A 16,789-nucleotide genomic window follows, 5' to 3' on the forward strand; every position below is an offset into this window, starting at 1 on the left:
AGCACCAGAATTTGTTGGCGAAATTCCCATACTGGTTAAGGGTTTAACGCGATTTTTAATCTGCGAAACTTGAGTTAAAAATAGCTAGACTTTACGACACAGTAAACGGCTTATTAGCGTAAAACTCCAATGAAAAATTCAGAGTACTTAACAAACAATCGTTATTTTATGTAAACGTTTAATTCAAAGTAAAATCGTAAAACCTTTGTAATAAAACCATAGTTTTGCGTTTCCAAAATAAAAGCATAGCTTTGCCTTTCGCGCAAAGCTATGCTGTAAGTGACATTACTATTCGTCTTAGTTTGTCATAATTGGCGGGAGTGCGTAGGAATCGAACCTACCGCGCCCGGGTTAGCCGCGCGCCTACCGGGTTTGAAGCCCGTGAAGCCCACCAGGACCCATTCACTCCCGTGTACTGCAAATAAGATCGCTTCTGTTGAGTAGATTAAATGGGGCTAATCACCTTGGAAATGAGAGACTGTGACTTATCTGTTGCTCTATGATAGCATTAATTGTCGAAAAAATAAATATTTGGAGCGGATATATCATGGAGAAAACACTATCCGAACTCAAGCAGAATTACTTAGATGATCAAGAAAAATTCGATTCGGGCAGTGGAAAAGATGTCGAGTGGATTAACGTGGGGGATGCTTTTTTTCATGATTTTCAGATGAAATCCAAAGTGGAATATGAAAAAGCCCTCTCTGAAACTAAAAATTCCTTGCTAAGCACCAAAGACAGGGTGGTGCACCTTGCCCGCTCCCTCGTTCACCAAGCTGTTAAGGAAGATTGTGCATTGCACTTTGACGAGTTAACCCAGGCTGTTCAACGCCTTGACGCCTTAGAAGCAGACCTTAAAGAAGCTGAAAAGTAAAGAACTCGCCTTTATTAAGCGAGTCCTTACATGCTCTGTACTTAAAGAGCGACTCTCCTTATCTTCCCTGTTTTCTATCTACCCCTAGCAAAGGCTTCGCATTCTCTCGCACAATGGAAGCAGATTTGGGCGCACTCTTGCGATTCCCGGTCAGGGAATCGGCAACATTCCTTCCCACAGGCTTCACAGATGCAAGCACAAACATGTGCCAACTGTTGGGCAAAGGGACTCCGACGGGCGACGAATTTTGCGGTAAGCCCGCAAATATCGGCGCAGTCGCGCAGTAGCAACAGTTGCCGTGAGCGCTGACGTACATCATGGAGGCAGGCCACATGAGTAACCATGTGTTCGCAAGTAGCTTCACAGTTTTGGATTGTATCGAGCAACCGGGAATGATGGCCCTGATGGCCCATGTGATCGTACATTCGGATTCCTCCCTGTCTAACTTACGAAATATGCATATTCCTTTGCCCAAACAATTGAAACTTGTCCCATTTCCAAATACATCCTAGTGACTTTTTTCACTGCTTCAGGTAGAATACATCTTGTCGGTGGAACACCGGCGGTACCTGCTGGGTACGTTGCCGATTAATGTTTTCAATCTATAAGTTTAATTTAGGGAGCCGGGTTCGCTTACGGCTGTCATGCCTGCTATGATGGGACGGCAAATGTGAGTGACAAGGCACCCACGTGCGAGAGCATGGTTGGAAAACGTGTCGGTGACGGCCTTTGTGGGCCTTACATAGGTAAAACAACAGTCTGTATTTTTTGAGTAAAAAGAAACCTCCAAGCGATTATTGCTTGGAGGTTTTTTGCTTACCAATATTCTGCTGATTTTTAATCGAATATCCCTAAATACATTGTTTGTTTTGCTCTATTAAAAGTGTTTATTATTTTCCCTGTTTTATTGCGTTTTTTCTTGAATCCAGTCCCAAAGCTTTGAGCGTATTTCCACATTCGCCATCTCCGGTTGGCCTTCATTTACGGTGCTATTCTCTACCGTAGCTGCAGGGACCGTTACCTGAGCGCCAGTTCGATCACTTAAGCACAGGGGCGGGTAGAGTACACACCACCAGTTGGCCCCTTTGCCTTCGCCGATAACGACGCGCAAGGCTTCGTATTCACCGGCTGGGGCGACAAGATGGCCGTAGACCTTTTTGGGGAACTGAAACCGGCCGACTTGCGGTGCTACGCTATAATTGTAGCCTTCTTGTTGAACCCGCTCCTCTGCTTTCTTCTGGATTTCATCCAGATGCTGCAAGACTACTTCCCGGGATTCTTCGACAGAGTGACAATCAGCGAGCAGCGGGTCCACATAGGCAAGGATTTCGTCTCGAACTTTTAACTTCAAGGCTTGGTCGGCCGGATCGTCCGATGGTGCGATCACATGCAACCGAAGCAGGGGTAAAGGTGAAGTCGTGCGGGCCTCCAAGTGCGGCAGGTAGAAGGCCACTCCACCCAATAGGATGATGAGTAAGGTGGAAAAGGTCAGGACCTGGAAGGCAGGAGAGAAGCGGTTGCGGAACAAGATGTTCTCCTCCCTGAAGGTGTTTTCCCTTACAGGAAGTATTCTTGCCTTCGTCAACCGCCCCTTAAACATGAGGTTTCGGATTCTTTACTGGTTGGGAGGAATCACTTCAACCAGACGAAGTTCTGAATCAAGCTTCATAATCGCCATGGGACGCAAAGCATGGCGCTCCCCGTCGATTCGCATCCGTCCACCAGTGACTGGCCAACTAGATATGGCCATCTGTTGCATCAATTTTGACGGATCTCTTTGGACGATCGGCGTAGACAGTGCATTAATCAGGCCCCTTGTCGCTTCGTAAGCCCACAGGGCCATCGGCTGAGGATATTCGTTATACCGTTTTTGATAAACTTGGATAAATTCATCGGCTTGTCCAGTGGGGATAAAATTCGGCGTCGTATAAAGCAACCGCCAGGATTCTCCTGTTTTTTCTTTGTTGGCAAGTTCTTTCGCGGCCGACTCTAGTCCGTCACCGCCGATGATCGGTGTCTCTATTCCTTTTTGCCGAGCTTGTTGTAAAAAGGCCCGTGCTTCTTTGGCGTAGCCGGGCAAATAGATCAGGTCGGCTTTTTCTTTTTGGATTTCCGTTAAGATCGCACCAAAATCCTGTTGCCCTCGTTTGTAGCTAATCTCTTTAACAATTGTAGCGCCTTGTCCTTCGCAAGCTTTTTGAAACGCCTGTGCAAGGGACTGAGCGTAAGCGCTTTTTTCCTCGGTCACCATGAGGGCTTGCCGGTAGCCGCTTTTGACAACGTACTGTGCGGCAGCAGTTCCTTGCTGTTCATCATTGTAGGTTCCCTGTAAGACCTTTTCCCCTAAGGCAGGGATGGACGGGTTAGTCGACAGACTGATGAGCGGAACTGTGAGACCGGCCTTGAGCAGCGCTTCTGCTTTGGACGGAGTGATGGGCCCCAAAACGGCAACGGCGGCATTTTTCTGCACTTGTTCTGGAATTCCAGACAATCCGGTGGTGTCGTTGGCGTCAACCGTGGTGATTTCAAAAGGTCGGCCATTTTTCCCTATTTGGTTTGCCTCTTCGACAGCCATCTTGACCCCTTTCATGGCCGCCTGGCCCCAAGGTGCTACCGGCCCAGTCAGTTCCACGGCTACTTCTATCATAATAGGGGGGCCCTCTAATTTTCCCGGTGCCATCACAGAAACTGCTTTCATCCAGCTGACGTAGAAGAGCCCAGGTAGGAGAAACATCAGTCCAAATACGGTGATCAAAGAACGTTTTGTAATAAAGATCAAAGACAACCCTCCTCTCTATTGAAGAGGGTATGTGAAAAAAAACGAGGCTATGACCATTTTTCCAATTGTTACCTCAATTTATTTCAGACGCTAATGACCAGCTTCTTTTCTAAAGTTCATGTTTTTGCTGAACGCTACCCGTTTGTCCCCTACTCGCCGGGTCACTCGTTCCCGGTCCGACCACTCCAATAAGGGAACGATATACTTGCGGGAACTCCCGGTCAGGTTACGCACATCAGCCACGGTGAGTTCTCCATAGCTCGTAAGACCTTTTTCAACTGTATCGATAAAGTTCTGAAGGGCTTGTCTATGAAAAAGCAATCCGTCAGCGATTTTTTGGAGTCTTCCTGATTCCGTAAGATAATTTAGATATTCTTCTAATTCTGAGAGAGTACGCTGTTCCGCCTCGACCCATTCTTTGGTCACCTCGCTTAAAGTAGGTGGTTGCAGTCCCGTAGACGCAAACTGCTGCTCTAGAGCGTTCAGTCTCCGAGCCACTTCCCCCTCCGGTACCGGTACGTAACCTGAACGCGCCAAGAGGTTTTCGTGCAGGCTGATCCTTCCTTTCTGATGGAGCGTCGCCAGCAGTGCACCATAGGCTTTTTGGTCCCATTGGGGTGTCAGTCGCCCTTTGAGATCTTCTTTCGGTAAGCCTGGACGAAGGGGATATTTTTGATGAAAAGCACCCAGTTCCCTTTCGATGGATTTTACCAGTCCTTCCAATCTTGTCACCGCGAGAAAATAGGGTTCACCATCGCCCTGGAAAACGAAAATATCGAAGGGGGTTTCTGAAGATCTAATTTCCGTCACGATGGATTCGATTTCCGCCTTCGTTACATCGAGTACTTTGGCTGCCTCACTCATAGAAAGGGGATTCCCTGTTTGGGTAAGATGATGGGTCAATCGTTCGATAGGGCTTCCTGTCTCTTTCGTCGCAAGAGCGTACACGATATCTTGACGATTTTTTTTTAGTTTTGCCGCTACGGGTTCAATGATTTGACCACCACCAACGGTCAGGGCTGGCGAATAGGTGCGAAGGACAAAGCGATCTCCCTTTACGGTGACTATGGGATCTTCCAGGATGATTTGCGCATAGGCCTCTTCTCCCGGCGCCAGTTCTTCCCGATCGAGCAAGGAGATCCGTCCTAACGTTTCGCGAGTTCCACTGTGAAAGCGAATCCGTTCCCGATCTTTGAGGGGCTTGTCCCGCCCCGGCAGTGCTTTTAGCCGTACGCTTATTCGGTAAGACGGTGTCAATAAACCAGGCTTGGCCAGCACGTCGCCCCGTTCCACTTGGCTTACTTCCACACCGGTAACATTGACCGCCACCCGCTGCCCGGCTTGGGCAGCGTCGACTTTTTTTCCGTGCACCTGCAGACCTCGCACACGTACTGTCCGTTCTGAAGGCATGATGGAAAGTACATCGCCAGCGCTGATGACACCTGATGCTAAAGTACCGGTAACGACTGTACCAAAACCGGAGACCGTAAAAACCCGGTCGATGGGGAGTCGAACTGCACCGGCAAATGGACGTCGAGGGAGATGGCTCACTTTTTCGACGATACATTGTTTTAGTTCGGGCAATCCAATTCCCGTTGTCGACGAAACGGCAATGATCGGTACCTGGGACAGGCTGGTACCTGATAAAAATTCTTTGACTTCGTCGACCATCAGTTCAAGCCATTCCTCATCCACAAGATCAGCCTTTGTCAATACGACCATCCCCCGGGGCACCTGGAGCAGTTCGATAATATCGAGATGCTCTCGCGTTTGCGGCATGATCCCTTCATCGGCAGCGATTATGAGCATCACCAGGTCCATCCCTGAGACCCCTGCCACCATTTGTTTGATAAAACGTTCATGGCCGGGGACATCGACAAAGCCAGCCTGCAGCCCCCTCGGAAGGACAAAGGGGGCAAATCCAAGTTCAATGGAGATGCCCCGTTCTTTTTCTTCTTTCAGTCGATCTGTATCTACACCGGTTAACGCTTTCACCAATTGGGTTTTGCCATGATCGACATGGCCGGCCGTACCGATGATGATGTGGTGGTCTTCAAGATTTACGACACTCTTCTCCACGATAAGGCCCCCCTCATCTCTCTGCTGTCTCTATATCTATTTTCTAATCTTTTAGCGCCTTTGGGAAGCCCGGTTCGATGGAACCATGCAATGCATAGGATATAGCGTTCAATGATTGGTTTTAAATGGAAATTTTCTTATCGTGAGTGAGCAATAATTCTTTCAGTGCCACCCAGGCGATCGCGATGATCAGGGGAAGTCCCACATACCCGAAAAAGGGATACAAAGTGGCCACTAGCTCGGAAAAAGGCAGTAAGGCGAAGGGGGACACGACGATGATGGAAAACAATAAACTTTTTCGATACTTCGGCCCTTTTTCCATTTTTGAGAGCCGTAAGGCAGCACCAAAGGCGCTGCCAAGAGCGGCCGTAAACATGGCTAACCAGAGCAAAAAAGCGTATATCTCACCTGTCCAAGGGTGTAAGGCACCAGCTAAAAACAGCATCGGCACAGGGTACCCCTCGATGGCAGGCACATAATGCAGCATAGCCAAGGTTAAGACATAGGCGAAAAGCCCTAGCGAGAGCCCGCCTACAGCGGCACCGAAGAATCCCCCTCGATGACGAACTTGAGGTGCTAGAGCCACTAAGACGACGAGAGACATGGTTAGGTTAAAAGAAACATACAAAAAGGCGCTCAGTGCCGGCGATGACGGCAGGAGTCCAACTCCTCCACTCACCTCGGTTGCTTCAAAAGGATTATTCAAGCCGGCCATCGCCGGAATCGCGGCTTCCCCTTGGAGCGACGCGAGGGTACCTGTTTCTATCGGCGGCATCCAAAAAACGACGGCTGTCGCTACTGCTAAGCAGATGATTGACTTTAACGGTACAAGGATGGTATTGACCCAAACTAAAGACTTTAACCCCCACCAAAGACTAGCGGTAACAAGGAACGCTGTTCCAGTTACACCGATCCAAGAAGGCCAACCCCATTGCTGTTCTACCAGTGCTCCTGTACCGGACAACATGACCATGATACCGATGAACAAAGATGAGGCGATGACCACATCCATCACTTGCCCTATCCGACGTCCAAAGAGCATGTGGATGAGGTCCTGATATTGGGCGACCCCTTTTTGACGGCAGACGTAAATGATCGCCGGTCCCAACAGTCCAAAGAGAAGCCCCGCTAAGATGACGGAACCCGACCCAGCGGGTCCATAGCGAACAAAAAATTGCATGATTTCTTGTCCGGAGGCAAAACCTGCACCCAATACAGCGCCAACATAAACAGAGGCAACTTGAGCCTGCCAGAGGAATCCCATCTTTCTTCCCCCATTCCATAGGAGTGATGGTTTAATTTCCCTTTCCCAGGGGCATGATGATAATAAAACTGGATGAAAGGAGTATCGTCATGGCCAATAAACGAGACTGGCAACACCTGCTGGCAGGAGAAAAACATTATTTCACCGGGTCTGATCGGCGGTGCGCTTATGAGATCGGTGAGGCCTTGGCCGAACTCTTTCTCTATTTAGATCCCAGCCTCAGTCGTCCACGGGTTATTGTCTGCATTGGAACCGATCGCTCTACAGGCGATTGCCTCGGTCCACTCGTCGGTACACAGTTGAAACCGCTGGCTTCGGCTTATTATCATATTTACGGGACCTTGGATGATCCCATTCACGCCACAAACCTAGTTGAACGAAAAAAAGCGATCGAAGAAGCTCATCCCGATGCGTTGGTTATAGCTGTAGATGCTTCGCTCGGTCGGGTCGATCAAGTCGGTCAAGTGACCTTGTCTCTCGGCGGGTTACGCCCGGGCGCAGGCGTAAAAAAAGACCTCCCTGTGATAGGAGATCTTCACGTCACCGGCATCGTCAATGTCGGCGGCTTTATGGAATTTATGGTCTTACAAAACACACGCCTATCGGCAGTCGTCAGACTGGCTGATCAAATCAGCCGAGGGATATTATTCGGCTATTATCAAGCAGCCCGTCGGCAACCGGTCACGTCACTTACCTATAACGCGTCCGCTCCGGCTGCCGATTATTTATGGCTCGGACCGAACTGGCCGTAAAAAGCTGAAAAAGAAAAAGGCGGGGTATTACCGCGCCCCTTCCACCTGCAATCCTTCTACCTGGCTTTCTTCTACATCATCGGCAACTTCAGCGATGGTAGACTGGCACCGTTCGGTTCGAGAACTGCCATGAAAGACAGCCCCTTCGTCGATCACCAAACTGGCCGCTTGCAGGTCGCCATAAAGACGTCCTGTCGATGCGATTTCTAATCGGCCACTGGCATCGACATTGCCCCGTAGGGTTCCGGCGATGATCACGTTGCGTCCTTCAATGGCAGCCTCGACCTTTCCCGTTTCACCGATGACGATATCGCCTTTTCCCAGTATTTCTCCGTTTAGCTGACCGTCTATCCGGACACTGCCCATGGCTTTTAAGGTGCCTGTGAACACTGATTCTTTCCCAACGATGGTGTCTACACGCTCGATTGTTGTCATGGTAGATTCTTTTTTACGCCCAAACATCAAATCGCGCCTCCATTTAGTGAATCAGATACGTTTCCGGATTTTGGAGTTGGCCGTCTTTTTTAACCATGAAATGCAAATGGGGGCCAGTGCTTCGTCCACTGTTGCCGACTTTACCGACTTGATCCCCACGTTCCACCGTATCATTTGCTTTCACAGTGATTGCGGATAGATGACAGTACGCAGTTGTGAATCCGTAGCCGTGGTCAACTTCCACAACGTTCCCCAACCCCGGTTTCGAACCCGTAAAAACGACTTTCCCTTTGGCGGCGGAACGGACTGGCGTACCATAGTCGGCGGCCAAATCAAGTCCTGTATGAAATTCCTTATTCACCCCGAAGGGTGATTTTCGTGACCCAAAGGGTGATGTGATTTCCCCTCGTACAGGATAGGTGGATGGAACAGCAGCAAGGTAGTTAAGCCGTTCGCCCACTTCTTTATTGAGTTGATGCAAGTCAGTTGTCTCTTGATCCAGTTCCTCGCAGTATTCATGCAGCAAAGCGGACAAGGTGTTTACGTCATCTAATTCGATCGCTTCTTGGTCCATCGACATCGCTATGGGAACTGTCCCTCCCGACCGAGAGGGCATAGCAAAAGCGTGTAGGCTATGATTCTCGTTTCCGGGTTCCACCAAACTGGAATCTTCTATGACTTCCGAGTCTTTTGCCGGAGGAGCAATTGTTTTTTCTTCTTCTCCGTCTATTCCGACCATTCGACGTATCTGCTTGTCCAATTGTTTAATCTTGGCCAGGCGATCTTGGACGGTCAAGGTGAATTGTTGCAGTTCTTCGATTTTTTGAGCTTGTTCTTCATTGACGCTGCGAAGTCGATGCAGTTCCGACAGTTGGGTCAATGTATAGACGGACAATATCAACAACAGGACTCCCAATGCACCTGCAATGATACCTCCGATCAGCATCTGTCGTGCCCGTTCGGGGGATAAGTTGATACTAAAAGATTTTTCGCCGGTGCCTGGGACAAACATGATCGTCATAGGCTTCTGGCGCTTCCGGCGCGGCGAATCATCTTTGGGTATGGAAATCACCCCCTAGGTATAAATATCCATAAACATGATGATTCGACAACGCCTCAACATTTCCTGCTGTCACAGTAAAATTTCGGAAAATCGCTGTTGTTTTTTTGTTTTATTTGTTTATTGCTTTTTATTTGTTTATTGCTTTTGCCAGGGCTTCTTCTTCTTCTTTGGTCAACAGATATGTTGATTTCCCCTTTTGAATCGGCTTGGCATACACTTGGGATAGTTCGCGTCCGTAGAGACTGCTGATCACCACACCGTTATAGTGGTTGTTCAACAGGGCCACAGAGAAACTTTGATCGGAGCCCACATTTTCAAAAGCGTTGAAACGAACAATCCCGATATGGCGAACCATTTCTTCACTTTCGGTTTCAAGTTTGGTCACTGCCGTCTCCAGTTGAGTTAGACGCTGGGAAGCTTCCATATTTACACGCTGGTTCTCCAGCAAAAGTTCTTCCAGATTGCGTCCTTCTTGGCCCTTCATCAAATCGCCATACATCGCAGTGATTTTGCGAAAGCGCTGATATATAAAGATAAGCAGTACCGTACTGATCAAGGTCAATCCCAGGCTGGTGACGACGAGTCCGTTGATGTTCTCCGTAATCCATGGTAAGTATACTGGCAAGTGCCCTCCCCCTTTCATCCGACTAGTTTAATTCCACATGGTTAGCTCATTTCCTTTGTATTTCGACAAGTTCTCTTACAAACAAGTCTTTTTATGTCACTCGGAAAACAAGCTTTTATCGGCTATAATCGATACGAAAGGGGGCACAAAATGAAACTCCATCGTCATGCTGACTTATCAGACATTCAAACCGAATCCCTTCACAAGTATTCCCAACTGCGAGAAATTCTACTCCAGATTCCATCAGCCTTATTAGCTTTCTCCGGAGGTGTGGACAGCACTTTTTTGTTAGCGGCCTGGCACGATACGTGGGCGAAGTCGAAGTCGAATGAACCTTATCCTTCTGTTATAGTCACTCCTACCTCATCCATTACACCCCGGATGCTAGCCTGTACTGTTGCTTCACCATTGCTTCCGCAAGGCACTCTGGATTTGACACTTAGTCTAACCCAGCAGATTGGAGCAGAATATCGTGTCGTACATATGGATCCTTTGTCGTCCACTTTGGTGTCTTCTAACCCGCCGGATCGCTGTTACCATTGCAAGAAAATGATTTTTCAATCACTGAATGAATTAGCGAGTGCGGAAGGACTTCCGTTAGTACTAAATGGTGAGCAAGTGGATGACCATCTCGATTTCAGGCCTGGTCATCGTGCACTGAAAGAGTTAGGGATCCGCAGTCCCTTAGTGGAAGCAGGTATGGGAAAAAAGCATGTTCGTTGCCTGTCCCAAATGATGGGTCTACCGACATGGGATCATCCCAGTATGGCTTGTTTGGCCTCTCGGATTCCCTACGGTACTCCTTTGGACCAACAAAAATTACTTCAAGTGGACGAAGCGGAAAGATATCTTCGTTCCATAGGATATAACAACATTCGTGTACGCCATCATGGGGAAATCGCACGAATTGAAGCTGGCGATTCTATCGAAAAATTTTTGGACTCTTCTCTGACCTCCTCGATAGTGGCTAAGTTGAAATCGCTCGGATTTCGCTACGTGACGATTGACTTAGAAGGATATCGCACGGGAAGTTTGAATCCTGAAATGGATGAATCAGACCGATAGTTTCTGTTTGACTATCCTGAAAATTAATCATTTTCATTCACCTGATGGTGCCGCTTTATCGGCATGGGCGTCTACTTAAAAAAGGATGAACTGAAAATAAAATTCAGTTCATCCTTTTTGTTTTATATTTTTAATATCAGTTCCCAAAATACCTTTTGTTTTATTATTTAGTCTTTCGCTTGATTTATTTTATCTAATTTTCATCTATTGACTGCAACCTCTGGCATCGACGTACCAAACATCCTTCGGAGTTCCTTGATCGTCTACAAGAACGACCTGGTCAGCTAAATTGATGACGGGGCAGGCATGATTCGGAATGATCGTCATTTGAGCACCCACTGGAATTGACGGGGCCGTTGAATCAACACGTTCTAGAACCCCATGCTCTTCCGATAGTCTTGATAATTTCCAACCGGCGATGGAAGGGATACCATAACCGATATCGGCATGGTTTCCGTGAGCACCTTGATCGAGCGCCAGTACTTTTGCACCAGCATCGATAATACAGCGGTTTTCATTCGGTCGAGAGACAACCGTCGTTACGACCGTTAAGGCGCACCGTTCTTTTGGCACTACACCTAACCGGACTTGTGTCGCATCGTTAAAGACGTAGTTACCCGGTCGGATCTCAGTGACTCCCGGTGTTTGAAGGTTGAATTCCACCGTCGGTGTGGAACCCGTCGAGATTTCTGGAATTTCAATCCCCCCAGCCTTCATTGACTCGGCTATTTGCATTAAAATTCTTCCTTCTTCTCGACCGATCTGTTCCCGTGCAGAGGGAGAATTTGCCCCGTAAGCATGACCAGCATGTGTCAACAGTCCTAAAAACTCTATCTCCTCAGAGGCTGCGACACGCCGTACCAATTCGTTTAGTCGTTCTCCCGGCGGATAACCCACTCGTCCCAATCCACTGTCCACTTTCACATAAGCTCGAATCGGTTGACCCTTTTGTTTGGCTTGTTCAGACCAGGCTTGCAAGGATTCCGTTGAATCTATGATGGTGGAGAGTTTCGCTTGTTTCGATAAGGACCAATAAGTATTCCATTTATCTTCTCCCCAGAGGGGATAGGCGATGAGAATATCTTTGAAACCAGCTTTGATGAGCACTTGAGCTTCCGTCAATTTGGCCACAGTAAAACCTACAGTTCCCCATTCCGCTTGCATTTGGGCAATAGGAATCATTTTATGGGTTTTGAAGTGTGGTCTCAATTTTATCTTTCGTTGGTTACATTCTCCGGCCATACGACGAATGTTCTCTATCAACCGCGTGCGACTGACGGCCACATAAGGTGTTGTATATATACCCAACTGACCATCCCCTTTTATGTAGCTAGCTTACGCCGGCGGAAATAACCCGGCAGCGATTACTGCGACGATAATTCCTGGAAGTAGGTTTCCCACACGCAGTTTAGTTACTCCAAGTATGTTTGTGCCAATCCCAAGGATCAGAAGACCGCCCACAGCCGTCATCTCAGTGACCATCGTCGGTTTAAGCAATGGCTGAATATAGGAGGATAGGAGTGTTATGGCCCCCTGATATAAAAATACAGGGATAGATGAAAGAGCTACTCCAATACCGAGTGTAGATCCCAGTATGATGGATGTGATTCCATCAAGCAGGGATTTAACAAACAATATAGATGAGTCTCCGGTCAGTCCGTCTTGGATCGATCCCATGATCGCCATAGCTCCAACGCAGTAGATAAGGCTGGCCGTAACAAAGGCCTTAGCTACATCTCCTCGGCCCGAACCGATTTTGCTTTCCAAATACTTGCCGATTTTTTCTAGCTGTGCCTCTATGTCGATTGTCTCCCCGGCAATCGCTCCTAGAACGAGGGAAGCGACAACAATTAAAGGGTTTTTCGTCTGCAGTGCCATTTGTATCCCAATCAGTCCTACCGATAGGCCAATTCCTTGCATGATGGTGATTTTGTACTTCTCTGCAATAGCTTTATGAAACAATGTGCCCATGAGGGCACCTCCGATGACGGCGGCGGCATTTACGATTGTACCTATCATATGTTTTTATCTAGCTTCTTCCACCAATGTTTTGATGGCGGCCAGAACCTCCTTCACTTCTGCTTCGCTGTTAAAATAACCTGGACTTAAGCGCACAGTTCCCCTTTCGAGGGTCCCATTTTTCCGGTGTGATACTGGTGCACAATGCAACCCTGTTCGAACAGCGATTTGATAGACCTGATCCAATAAGAAACCCATCTCTGAAGCTTCCATTCCGTCTACATTAAAAGATATGACGGCTGCCCTTGGTTCTTTCACTGGAGGCCCATATACCTTAACTTTTTCTATATCTCCTAATCCGTTCAGAATTAGTTCTGTAAGTTTGGATTCATGCGATTCAATGTTTTCCCGACCTGTTTGGGCGATAAACTCCAATCCCGCAGCCAATCCAGCGATACCAGGTGTATTTGGGGTACCGCTTTCAAAGCGATCCGGAAGAACATCCGGTTGCAGTTCTGACTCGCTTTGACTACCGGTTCCGCCAAATCGTAGGGGCTCTACATCAATACCTTGGGCAATACATAATCCTCCCGTACCTTGAGGTCCTACAAGTCCTTTATGACCTGGGAAAGCTAAAAGGTCGATTCCCCATTCTTCCATATCGATCTGCTGTACACCGGCAGTCTGTGCAGCATCGACAATCACCCGTAAATCTAATTCCTTGGCCGCCTTTGACAGTGACTTCAAGTCTTGTAATGCTCCAGTCACGTTCGAAGCATGGCTGAGAATGAGTGCTTTCGTATTAGCTTTTCGACTTTGACGCAATTCATTGGGAGAAATCCTTCCATACTCGTCCCCGGGCAGATATGTCACTTCCACCCCTTTATCTTGCAAGTATCGCAAAGGTCGAGCGACTGCGTTATGCTCCAATTGAGACGTGAGCACATGATCCCCTGGTTTTATTGATCCGAGAATGGCCAAATTAAGAGCTTCCGTCGCGTTTATGGTGAATACTACACGGAGAGGATCGGATAAATGAAAAAGCCGGGCGATAGCAACACGCGCTTTGTATATCACCCGACCAGCATCAATGGCCATTTGGTGTCCTGCTCTCCCTGGGTTAGCACCGACATTTTTTCCGACTCTCAACACTTCATCCCAAACACTGTCCGGCTTTGGCCAGGACGTAGCGGCGTTGTCCATGTATATCAATAGTTTTTCATCCCCTTGCTCGTAAAAAAATCTAAAAAATGTTCCACGTGGAACATTTTTTAACCCTAATCATTTGCACTAACTTCGATTCAATCGCTTCTCTCAAAGTGTTCCACGTGGAACATTCTTGACTCCTACCCATTCACACTATCTTTACTCCAAGTGTTTATCTCGAAGTGTTCCACGTGGAACATTTTTGACTCCTACCCGTTCGCACTATCTTTACTCAAAGTGCTTATCTCGGAGTGTTCCACGTGGAACATTTTTGACTCCTGCCCGTACGCACTATCTTTAATTCAAGTGCTTATCTCGGAGTGTTCCACGTGGAACATTTTTGACTCCTGCTCATTCGCACTATCTTCAATCCAAGTGCTTGTCTCGAAGTGTTCCACGTGGAACATTTTTAACTCCTGCTCATTCGCACTATCTTCAATCCAAGTGTATCTCGCGGAATGTTCCACGTGGAACATTTTTGACTCCTGCTCATTCGCACTATCTTCAATCCAAGTGTATCTCGCGGAATGTTCCACGTGGAACATTTTTGACTCCTACTCATTCGCACTATCTTTACTCCAAGTGCTTATCTCGAAGTGTTCCACGTGGAACATTTTAGTTACTGATTTCTTGTCCGATTAGATTATCGTAAAGGCGCTGGAGATCCTCGTCGTTATAGTAATAAATCTCGATCACACCTGATGAGCCATTCGAACGAAATCTAACTTGAGTTTGTAACCAAGAACGGAGTCTTTCCTCCATCGCTACTAGTTCGGGGGATCGTTGTGATACGGAGGGAGTAATACAATTCGACTTTAAAACATTCACATTAGTGTTAGGATCAGGATCTGGATTTGTGTAGAGATTCGATTTAGGTACCTCTGAAGACGATGTTGGATAACCGATAGACTCCGTTGGTAGTCCATTCATACCGTTAGAATTCTGATCTAAAACAGAAGGATTTATTTCCGAAGTGAGATATTGCGTTGAGGAATAGGAAACGGGAGGATTTTGAATCTGTAAATTCGTCTTAACTTCATCCTGACCATGGCTAGTATTCCGAATGCGTATCTCTTCTTCGGTTCGACGGACAGACCAGCCCTTTTCAACAATTCGCTCCGCAAGTTCTTTCTGTTCATCAATGTTTTCAATACTTAAAATGACCTTACCGTGACCAGCTGTGAGTTTACCTTCAGCGATAAAAGAACGAATGGGTTCAGCTAGATGAAGAAGGCGTAAAGTGTTAGCGATGTAAGATCGGCTTTTACCGAGCCGTTTGGCTAACTGATCCTGTGTTACATTGTACTCGTCCATCAGAATGCGGTATGCTAGAGCTTCTTCAATGGGGTTCAAATCTTGACGCTGTATATTTTCGATCAATGCCACTTCTGCTATAGTTTGCTCGTCCCACTCTTTAATAATAACGGGGACTTTTTCTATGCCAGCCTGCCGGCAGGCGCGCCAGCGACGCTCACCAACAATCAGTTGATAACGATCCTTCCCGATTTTACGAACGACCATCGGTTGAATGACTCCATGTTCTGAAATGGAACGGGCCAATTCATCCAAGGATTCGCTGTCGAAGTACTTTCGCGGCTGATTCTGATTCGGTTCTATTTGCTCTAATTTTACTTCAATTATGGAACTTCCATCGTCAGTTGTTTCGGCCATCGATGGAATTAAAGCTTCCAATCCCTTGCCGAGCCCGCGACCTAACCCTTTTTTAGACACGCTGTAACACTTCCTTTGCCAGTTCACGGTACACTTCGGCGCCGCGGGATTTTGGATCATAGGCGATGATCGGTTGCCCATGACTGGGTGCCTCGCTAAGCCGTACGTTACGCGGAATAATGGTACGAAAAACTTCATCAGGGAAGTGATTTTTGACCTCATCGACAACTTGAATCGATAAGTTTGTCCGAGCGTCAAACATCGTGAGCAAAACACCGAGGATACTCAATTCATTATTGAGGTGCTTTTGCACTAGTTTTATCGTACTCATCAATTGTCCCAAACCCTCCAGTGCGTAATACTCACACTGGATCGGGATCAACATGTAATCAGCAGCAGTCAACGAGTTTAATGTCAGTAAGCCTAACGACGGTGGGCAATCGATGACGATAAAATCGAAACGGGATCGAAGCGGATCGATGGAACGTTTTAATTTTACTTCTCTAGAGATCGCTGAGACTAACTCAATTTCTGCACCAGCCAGTTGTATCGTCGCGGGAAGAATATGTAAATGTTCCCAATCACTTTGAACGATTACAGAATCGGCCGGGGCGCCGTTGATAAGTACATCATAAATACAATGACGAACACGAACTTTATCAATTCCTAAACCGCTCGAGGCGTTCCCTTGCGGATCCATATCGACAAGTAAAACTTCCTTACCCAACTCAGCGAGACAAGCGCTCAAATTTACTGCAGTTGTTGTCTTAGCTACTCCACCCTTTTGATTCGCAACAGCAATAATGTTTGCCAACGGATGCACCACCCTTACCCACGATTATAAAGAAACTCATTCCTATCATGTTCAACACGGTAAGAGTAAGTCCTGCTCAACTTAATCACCCTTTCCGACAGATTTCACAGTGATGGAAAGCTAAAAAAAGTGACCACCTTTGAGAAATGCATAAAGGGGGCAAGAATGAATTTACCCCCCTTCTAAAGAGAATCACCTTAGTA

The 16,789-nt window shown here is 47.3% G+C and carries 17 protein-coding genes, 1 tRNA gene and 1 other RNA gene; 4 read left to right on the top strand and 15 right to left on the bottom strand.

Annotated elements, in window-relative coordinates; genetic code table 11:
- Positions 1-312: 312 nt before the first annotated feature.
- Positions 313-410, bottom strand: a tRNA-Sec gene (locus GJ688_RS16655).
- A 137-nt stretch (positions 411-547) separates the two neighbouring features.
- On the opposite strand from GJ688_RS16655, the gene GJ688_RS16660 reads away from it, so the two are divergent.
- Positions 548-874: a hypothetical protein gene (locus GJ688_RS16660; RefSeq protein ID WP_155477661.1), complete on the top strand. Its 327-nt coding sequence runs from the start codon at positions 548-550 to the stop codon at positions 872-874.
- A gap of 74 nt (positions 875-948) precedes the next feature.
- Here GJ688_RS16660 and GJ688_RS16665 read toward each other — a convergent pair whose 3' ends face one another.
- Positions 949-1,299 (bottom strand): four-helix bundle copper-binding protein, encoded by a 351-nt coding sequence (locus tag GJ688_RS16665; protein ID WP_155477662.1) that lies wholly within the window; start codon positions 1,297-1,299, stop codon positions 949-951.
- A 138-nt stretch (positions 1,300-1,437) separates the two neighbouring features.
- Here GJ688_RS16665 and ssrS point away from each other — a divergent pair.
- Positions 1,438-1,616, top strand: a non-coding RNA gene (ssrS, locus tag GJ688_RS16670) — 6S RNA.
- A gap of 162 nt (positions 1,617-1,778) precedes the next feature.
- Here ssrS and spoIIR read toward each other — a convergent pair.
- From spoIIR to GJ688_RS16690, 4 genes are all read right to left on the bottom strand, one after another.
- Positions 1,779-2,402 (bottom strand): stage II sporulation protein R, encoded by a 624-nt coding sequence (spoIIR, locus tag GJ688_RS16675; protein WP_170292096.1) that lies wholly within the window; start codon positions 2,400-2,402, stop codon positions 1,779-1,781.
- A gap of 87 nt (positions 2,403-2,489) precedes the next feature.
- The gene (locus GJ688_RS16680) at positions 2,490-3,653 is read right to left on the bottom strand and encodes an ABC transporter substrate-binding protein (protein ID WP_155477664.1); all 1,164 of its coding nucleotides are present in this window, start codon (positions 3,651-3,653) and stop codon (positions 2,490-2,492) included.
- Positions 3,654-3,743: 90 nt separating this feature from the next.
- Positions 3,744-5,732 (bottom strand): selenocysteine-specific translation elongation factor, encoded by a 1,989-nt coding sequence (gene selB, locus GJ688_RS21425; protein WP_170292097.1) that lies wholly within the window; start codon positions 5,730-5,732, stop codon positions 3,744-3,746.
- A gap of 121 nt (positions 5,733-5,853) precedes the next feature.
- Positions 5,854-6,996, bottom strand: coding sequence for a YkvI family membrane protein (locus GJ688_RS16690; protein WP_155477665.1), 1,143 nt, complete (start codon positions 6,994-6,996; stop codon positions 5,854-5,856).
- An 89-nt stretch (positions 6,997-7,085) separates the two neighbouring features.
- On the opposite strand from GJ688_RS16690, the gene yyaC reads away from it, so the two are divergent.
- A complete protein-coding gene (gene yyaC, locus GJ688_RS16695; RefSeq protein ID WP_155477666.1) occupies positions 7,086-7,748 on the top strand; it encodes a spore protease YyaC in 663 nt (220 codons plus the stop codon).
- A gap of 27 nt (positions 7,749-7,775) precedes the next feature.
- Here yyaC and GJ688_RS16700 read toward each other — a convergent pair whose 3' ends face one another.
- The 3 genes from GJ688_RS16700 to GJ688_RS16710 form a co-directional block, all read right to left on the bottom strand.
- Complete coding sequence (locus tag GJ688_RS16700) at positions 7,776-8,210, bottom strand: bactofilin family protein (RefSeq protein WP_155477667.1); 435 nt, start codon at positions 8,208-8,210, stop codon at positions 7,776-7,778.
- Between the two features lie 16 nt (positions 8,211-8,226).
- Entirely contained in the window at positions 8,227-9,204 is a 978-nt protein-coding gene (locus GJ688_RS16705) for a M23 family metallopeptidase (protein WP_155477668.1), read from the bottom strand.
- 169 nt (positions 9,205-9,373) lie between these two features.
- Positions 9,374-9,871, bottom strand: coding sequence for a DUF4446 family protein (locus tag GJ688_RS16710; RefSeq protein WP_170292098.1), 498 nt, complete (start codon positions 9,869-9,871; stop codon positions 9,374-9,376).
- A gap of 150 nt (positions 9,872-10,021) precedes the next feature.
- Here GJ688_RS16710 and larE point away from each other — a divergent pair, with 150 nt between their 5' ends.
- Positions 10,022-10,936, top strand: coding sequence for an ATP-dependent sacrificial sulfur transferase LarE (gene larE / locus GJ688_RS16715; protein WP_155477670.1), 915 nt, complete (start codon positions 10,022-10,024; stop codon positions 10,934-10,936).
- A 204-nt stretch (positions 10,937-11,140) separates the two neighbouring features.
- Here larE and GJ688_RS16720 read toward each other — a convergent pair whose 3' ends face one another.
- The 6 genes from GJ688_RS16720 to GJ688_RS16745 all read right to left on the bottom strand — a co-directional run bounded on the left by GJ688_RS16720 (position 11,141) and on the right by GJ688_RS16745 (position 16,586).
- Positions 11,141-12,244: an alanine racemase gene (locus GJ688_RS16720; RefSeq protein ID WP_155477671.1), complete on the bottom strand. Its 1,104-nt coding sequence runs from the start codon at positions 12,242-12,244 to the stop codon at positions 11,141-11,143.
- A 27-nt stretch (positions 12,245-12,271) separates the two neighbouring features.
- A complete protein-coding gene (locus GJ688_RS16725) occupies positions 12,272-12,955 on the bottom strand; it encodes a DUF554 domain-containing protein (RefSeq protein WP_155477672.1) in 684 nt (227 codons plus the stop codon).
- A 6-nt stretch (positions 12,956-12,961) separates the two neighbouring features.
- Positions 12,962-14,107: an aminotransferase class V-fold PLP-dependent enzyme gene (locus tag GJ688_RS16730; RefSeq protein ID WP_155477673.1), complete on the bottom strand. Its 1,146-nt coding sequence runs from the start codon at positions 14,105-14,107 to the stop codon at positions 12,962-12,964.
- A gap of 296 nt (positions 14,108-14,403) precedes the next feature.
- Positions 14,404-14,646, bottom strand: coding sequence for a hypothetical protein (locus GJ688_RS16735; protein WP_155477674.1), 243 nt, complete (start codon positions 14,644-14,646; stop codon positions 14,404-14,406).
- Between the two features lie 70 nt (positions 14,647-14,716).
- Complete coding sequence (locus GJ688_RS16740) at positions 14,717-15,832, bottom strand: ParB/RepB/Spo0J family partition protein (protein ID WP_170292099.1); 1,116 nt, start codon at positions 15,830-15,832, stop codon at positions 14,717-14,719.
- On the bottom strand, positions 15,825-16,586 hold the full coding sequence (locus GJ688_RS16745) for a ParA family protein (protein WP_155477676.1): 762 nt from the start codon (positions 16,584-16,586) through the stop codon (positions 15,825-15,827). The genes GJ688_RS16740 and GJ688_RS16745 overlap by 8 nt, the downstream gene beginning before the upstream one ends.
- Positions 16,587-16,789 lie beyond the last annotated feature (203 nt).

The sequence above is a fragment of the Heliobacterium mobile genome, from assembly GCF_009720735.1.
Taxonomy (GTDB): Bacteria; Bacillota; Desulfitobacteriia; order Heliobacteriales; family Heliobacteriaceae; genus Heliobacterium; species Heliobacterium mobile.

What these genes read in the sequence shown, in the direction of transcription:
- GJ688_RS16700 (WP_155477667.1), bottom strand. Translation starts at nt 8,210, where the DNA reads ATGTTTGGGCGTAAAAAAGAATCTACCATGACAACAATCGAGCGTGTA.
- GJ688_RS16690 (WP_155477665.1), bottom strand. Translation starts at nt 6,996, where the DNA reads ATGGGATTCCTCTGGCAGGCTCAAGTTGCCTCTGTTTATGTTGGCGCT.
- GJ688_RS16735 (WP_155477674.1), bottom strand. Translation starts at nt 14,646, where the DNA reads ATGTTCCACGTGGAACATTCCGCGAGATACACTTGGATTGAAGATAGT.
- larE (WP_155477670.1), top strand. Translation starts at nt 10,022, where the DNA reads ATGAAACTCCATCGTCATGCTGACTTATCAGACATTCAAACCGAATCC.
- GJ688_RS16665 (WP_155477662.1), bottom strand. Translation starts at nt 1,299, where the DNA reads ATGTACGATCACATGGGCCATCAGGGCCATCATTCCCGGTTGCTCGAT.
- yyaC (WP_155477666.1), top strand. Translation starts at nt 7,086, where the DNA reads ATGGCCAATAAACGAGACTGGCAACACCTGCTGGCAGGAGAAAAACAT.
- GJ688_RS16725 (WP_155477672.1), bottom strand. Translation starts at nt 12,955, where the DNA reads ATGATAGGTACAATCGTAAATGCCGCCGCCGTCATCGGAGGTGCCCTC.
- GJ688_RS16660 (WP_155477661.1), top strand. Translation starts at nt 548, where the DNA reads ATGGAGAAAACACTATCCGAACTCAAGCAGAATTACTTAGATGATCAA.
- GJ688_RS16705 (WP_155477668.1), bottom strand. Translation starts at nt 9,204, where the DNA reads ATGACGATCATGTTTGTCCCAGGCACCGGCGAAAAATCTTTTAGTATC.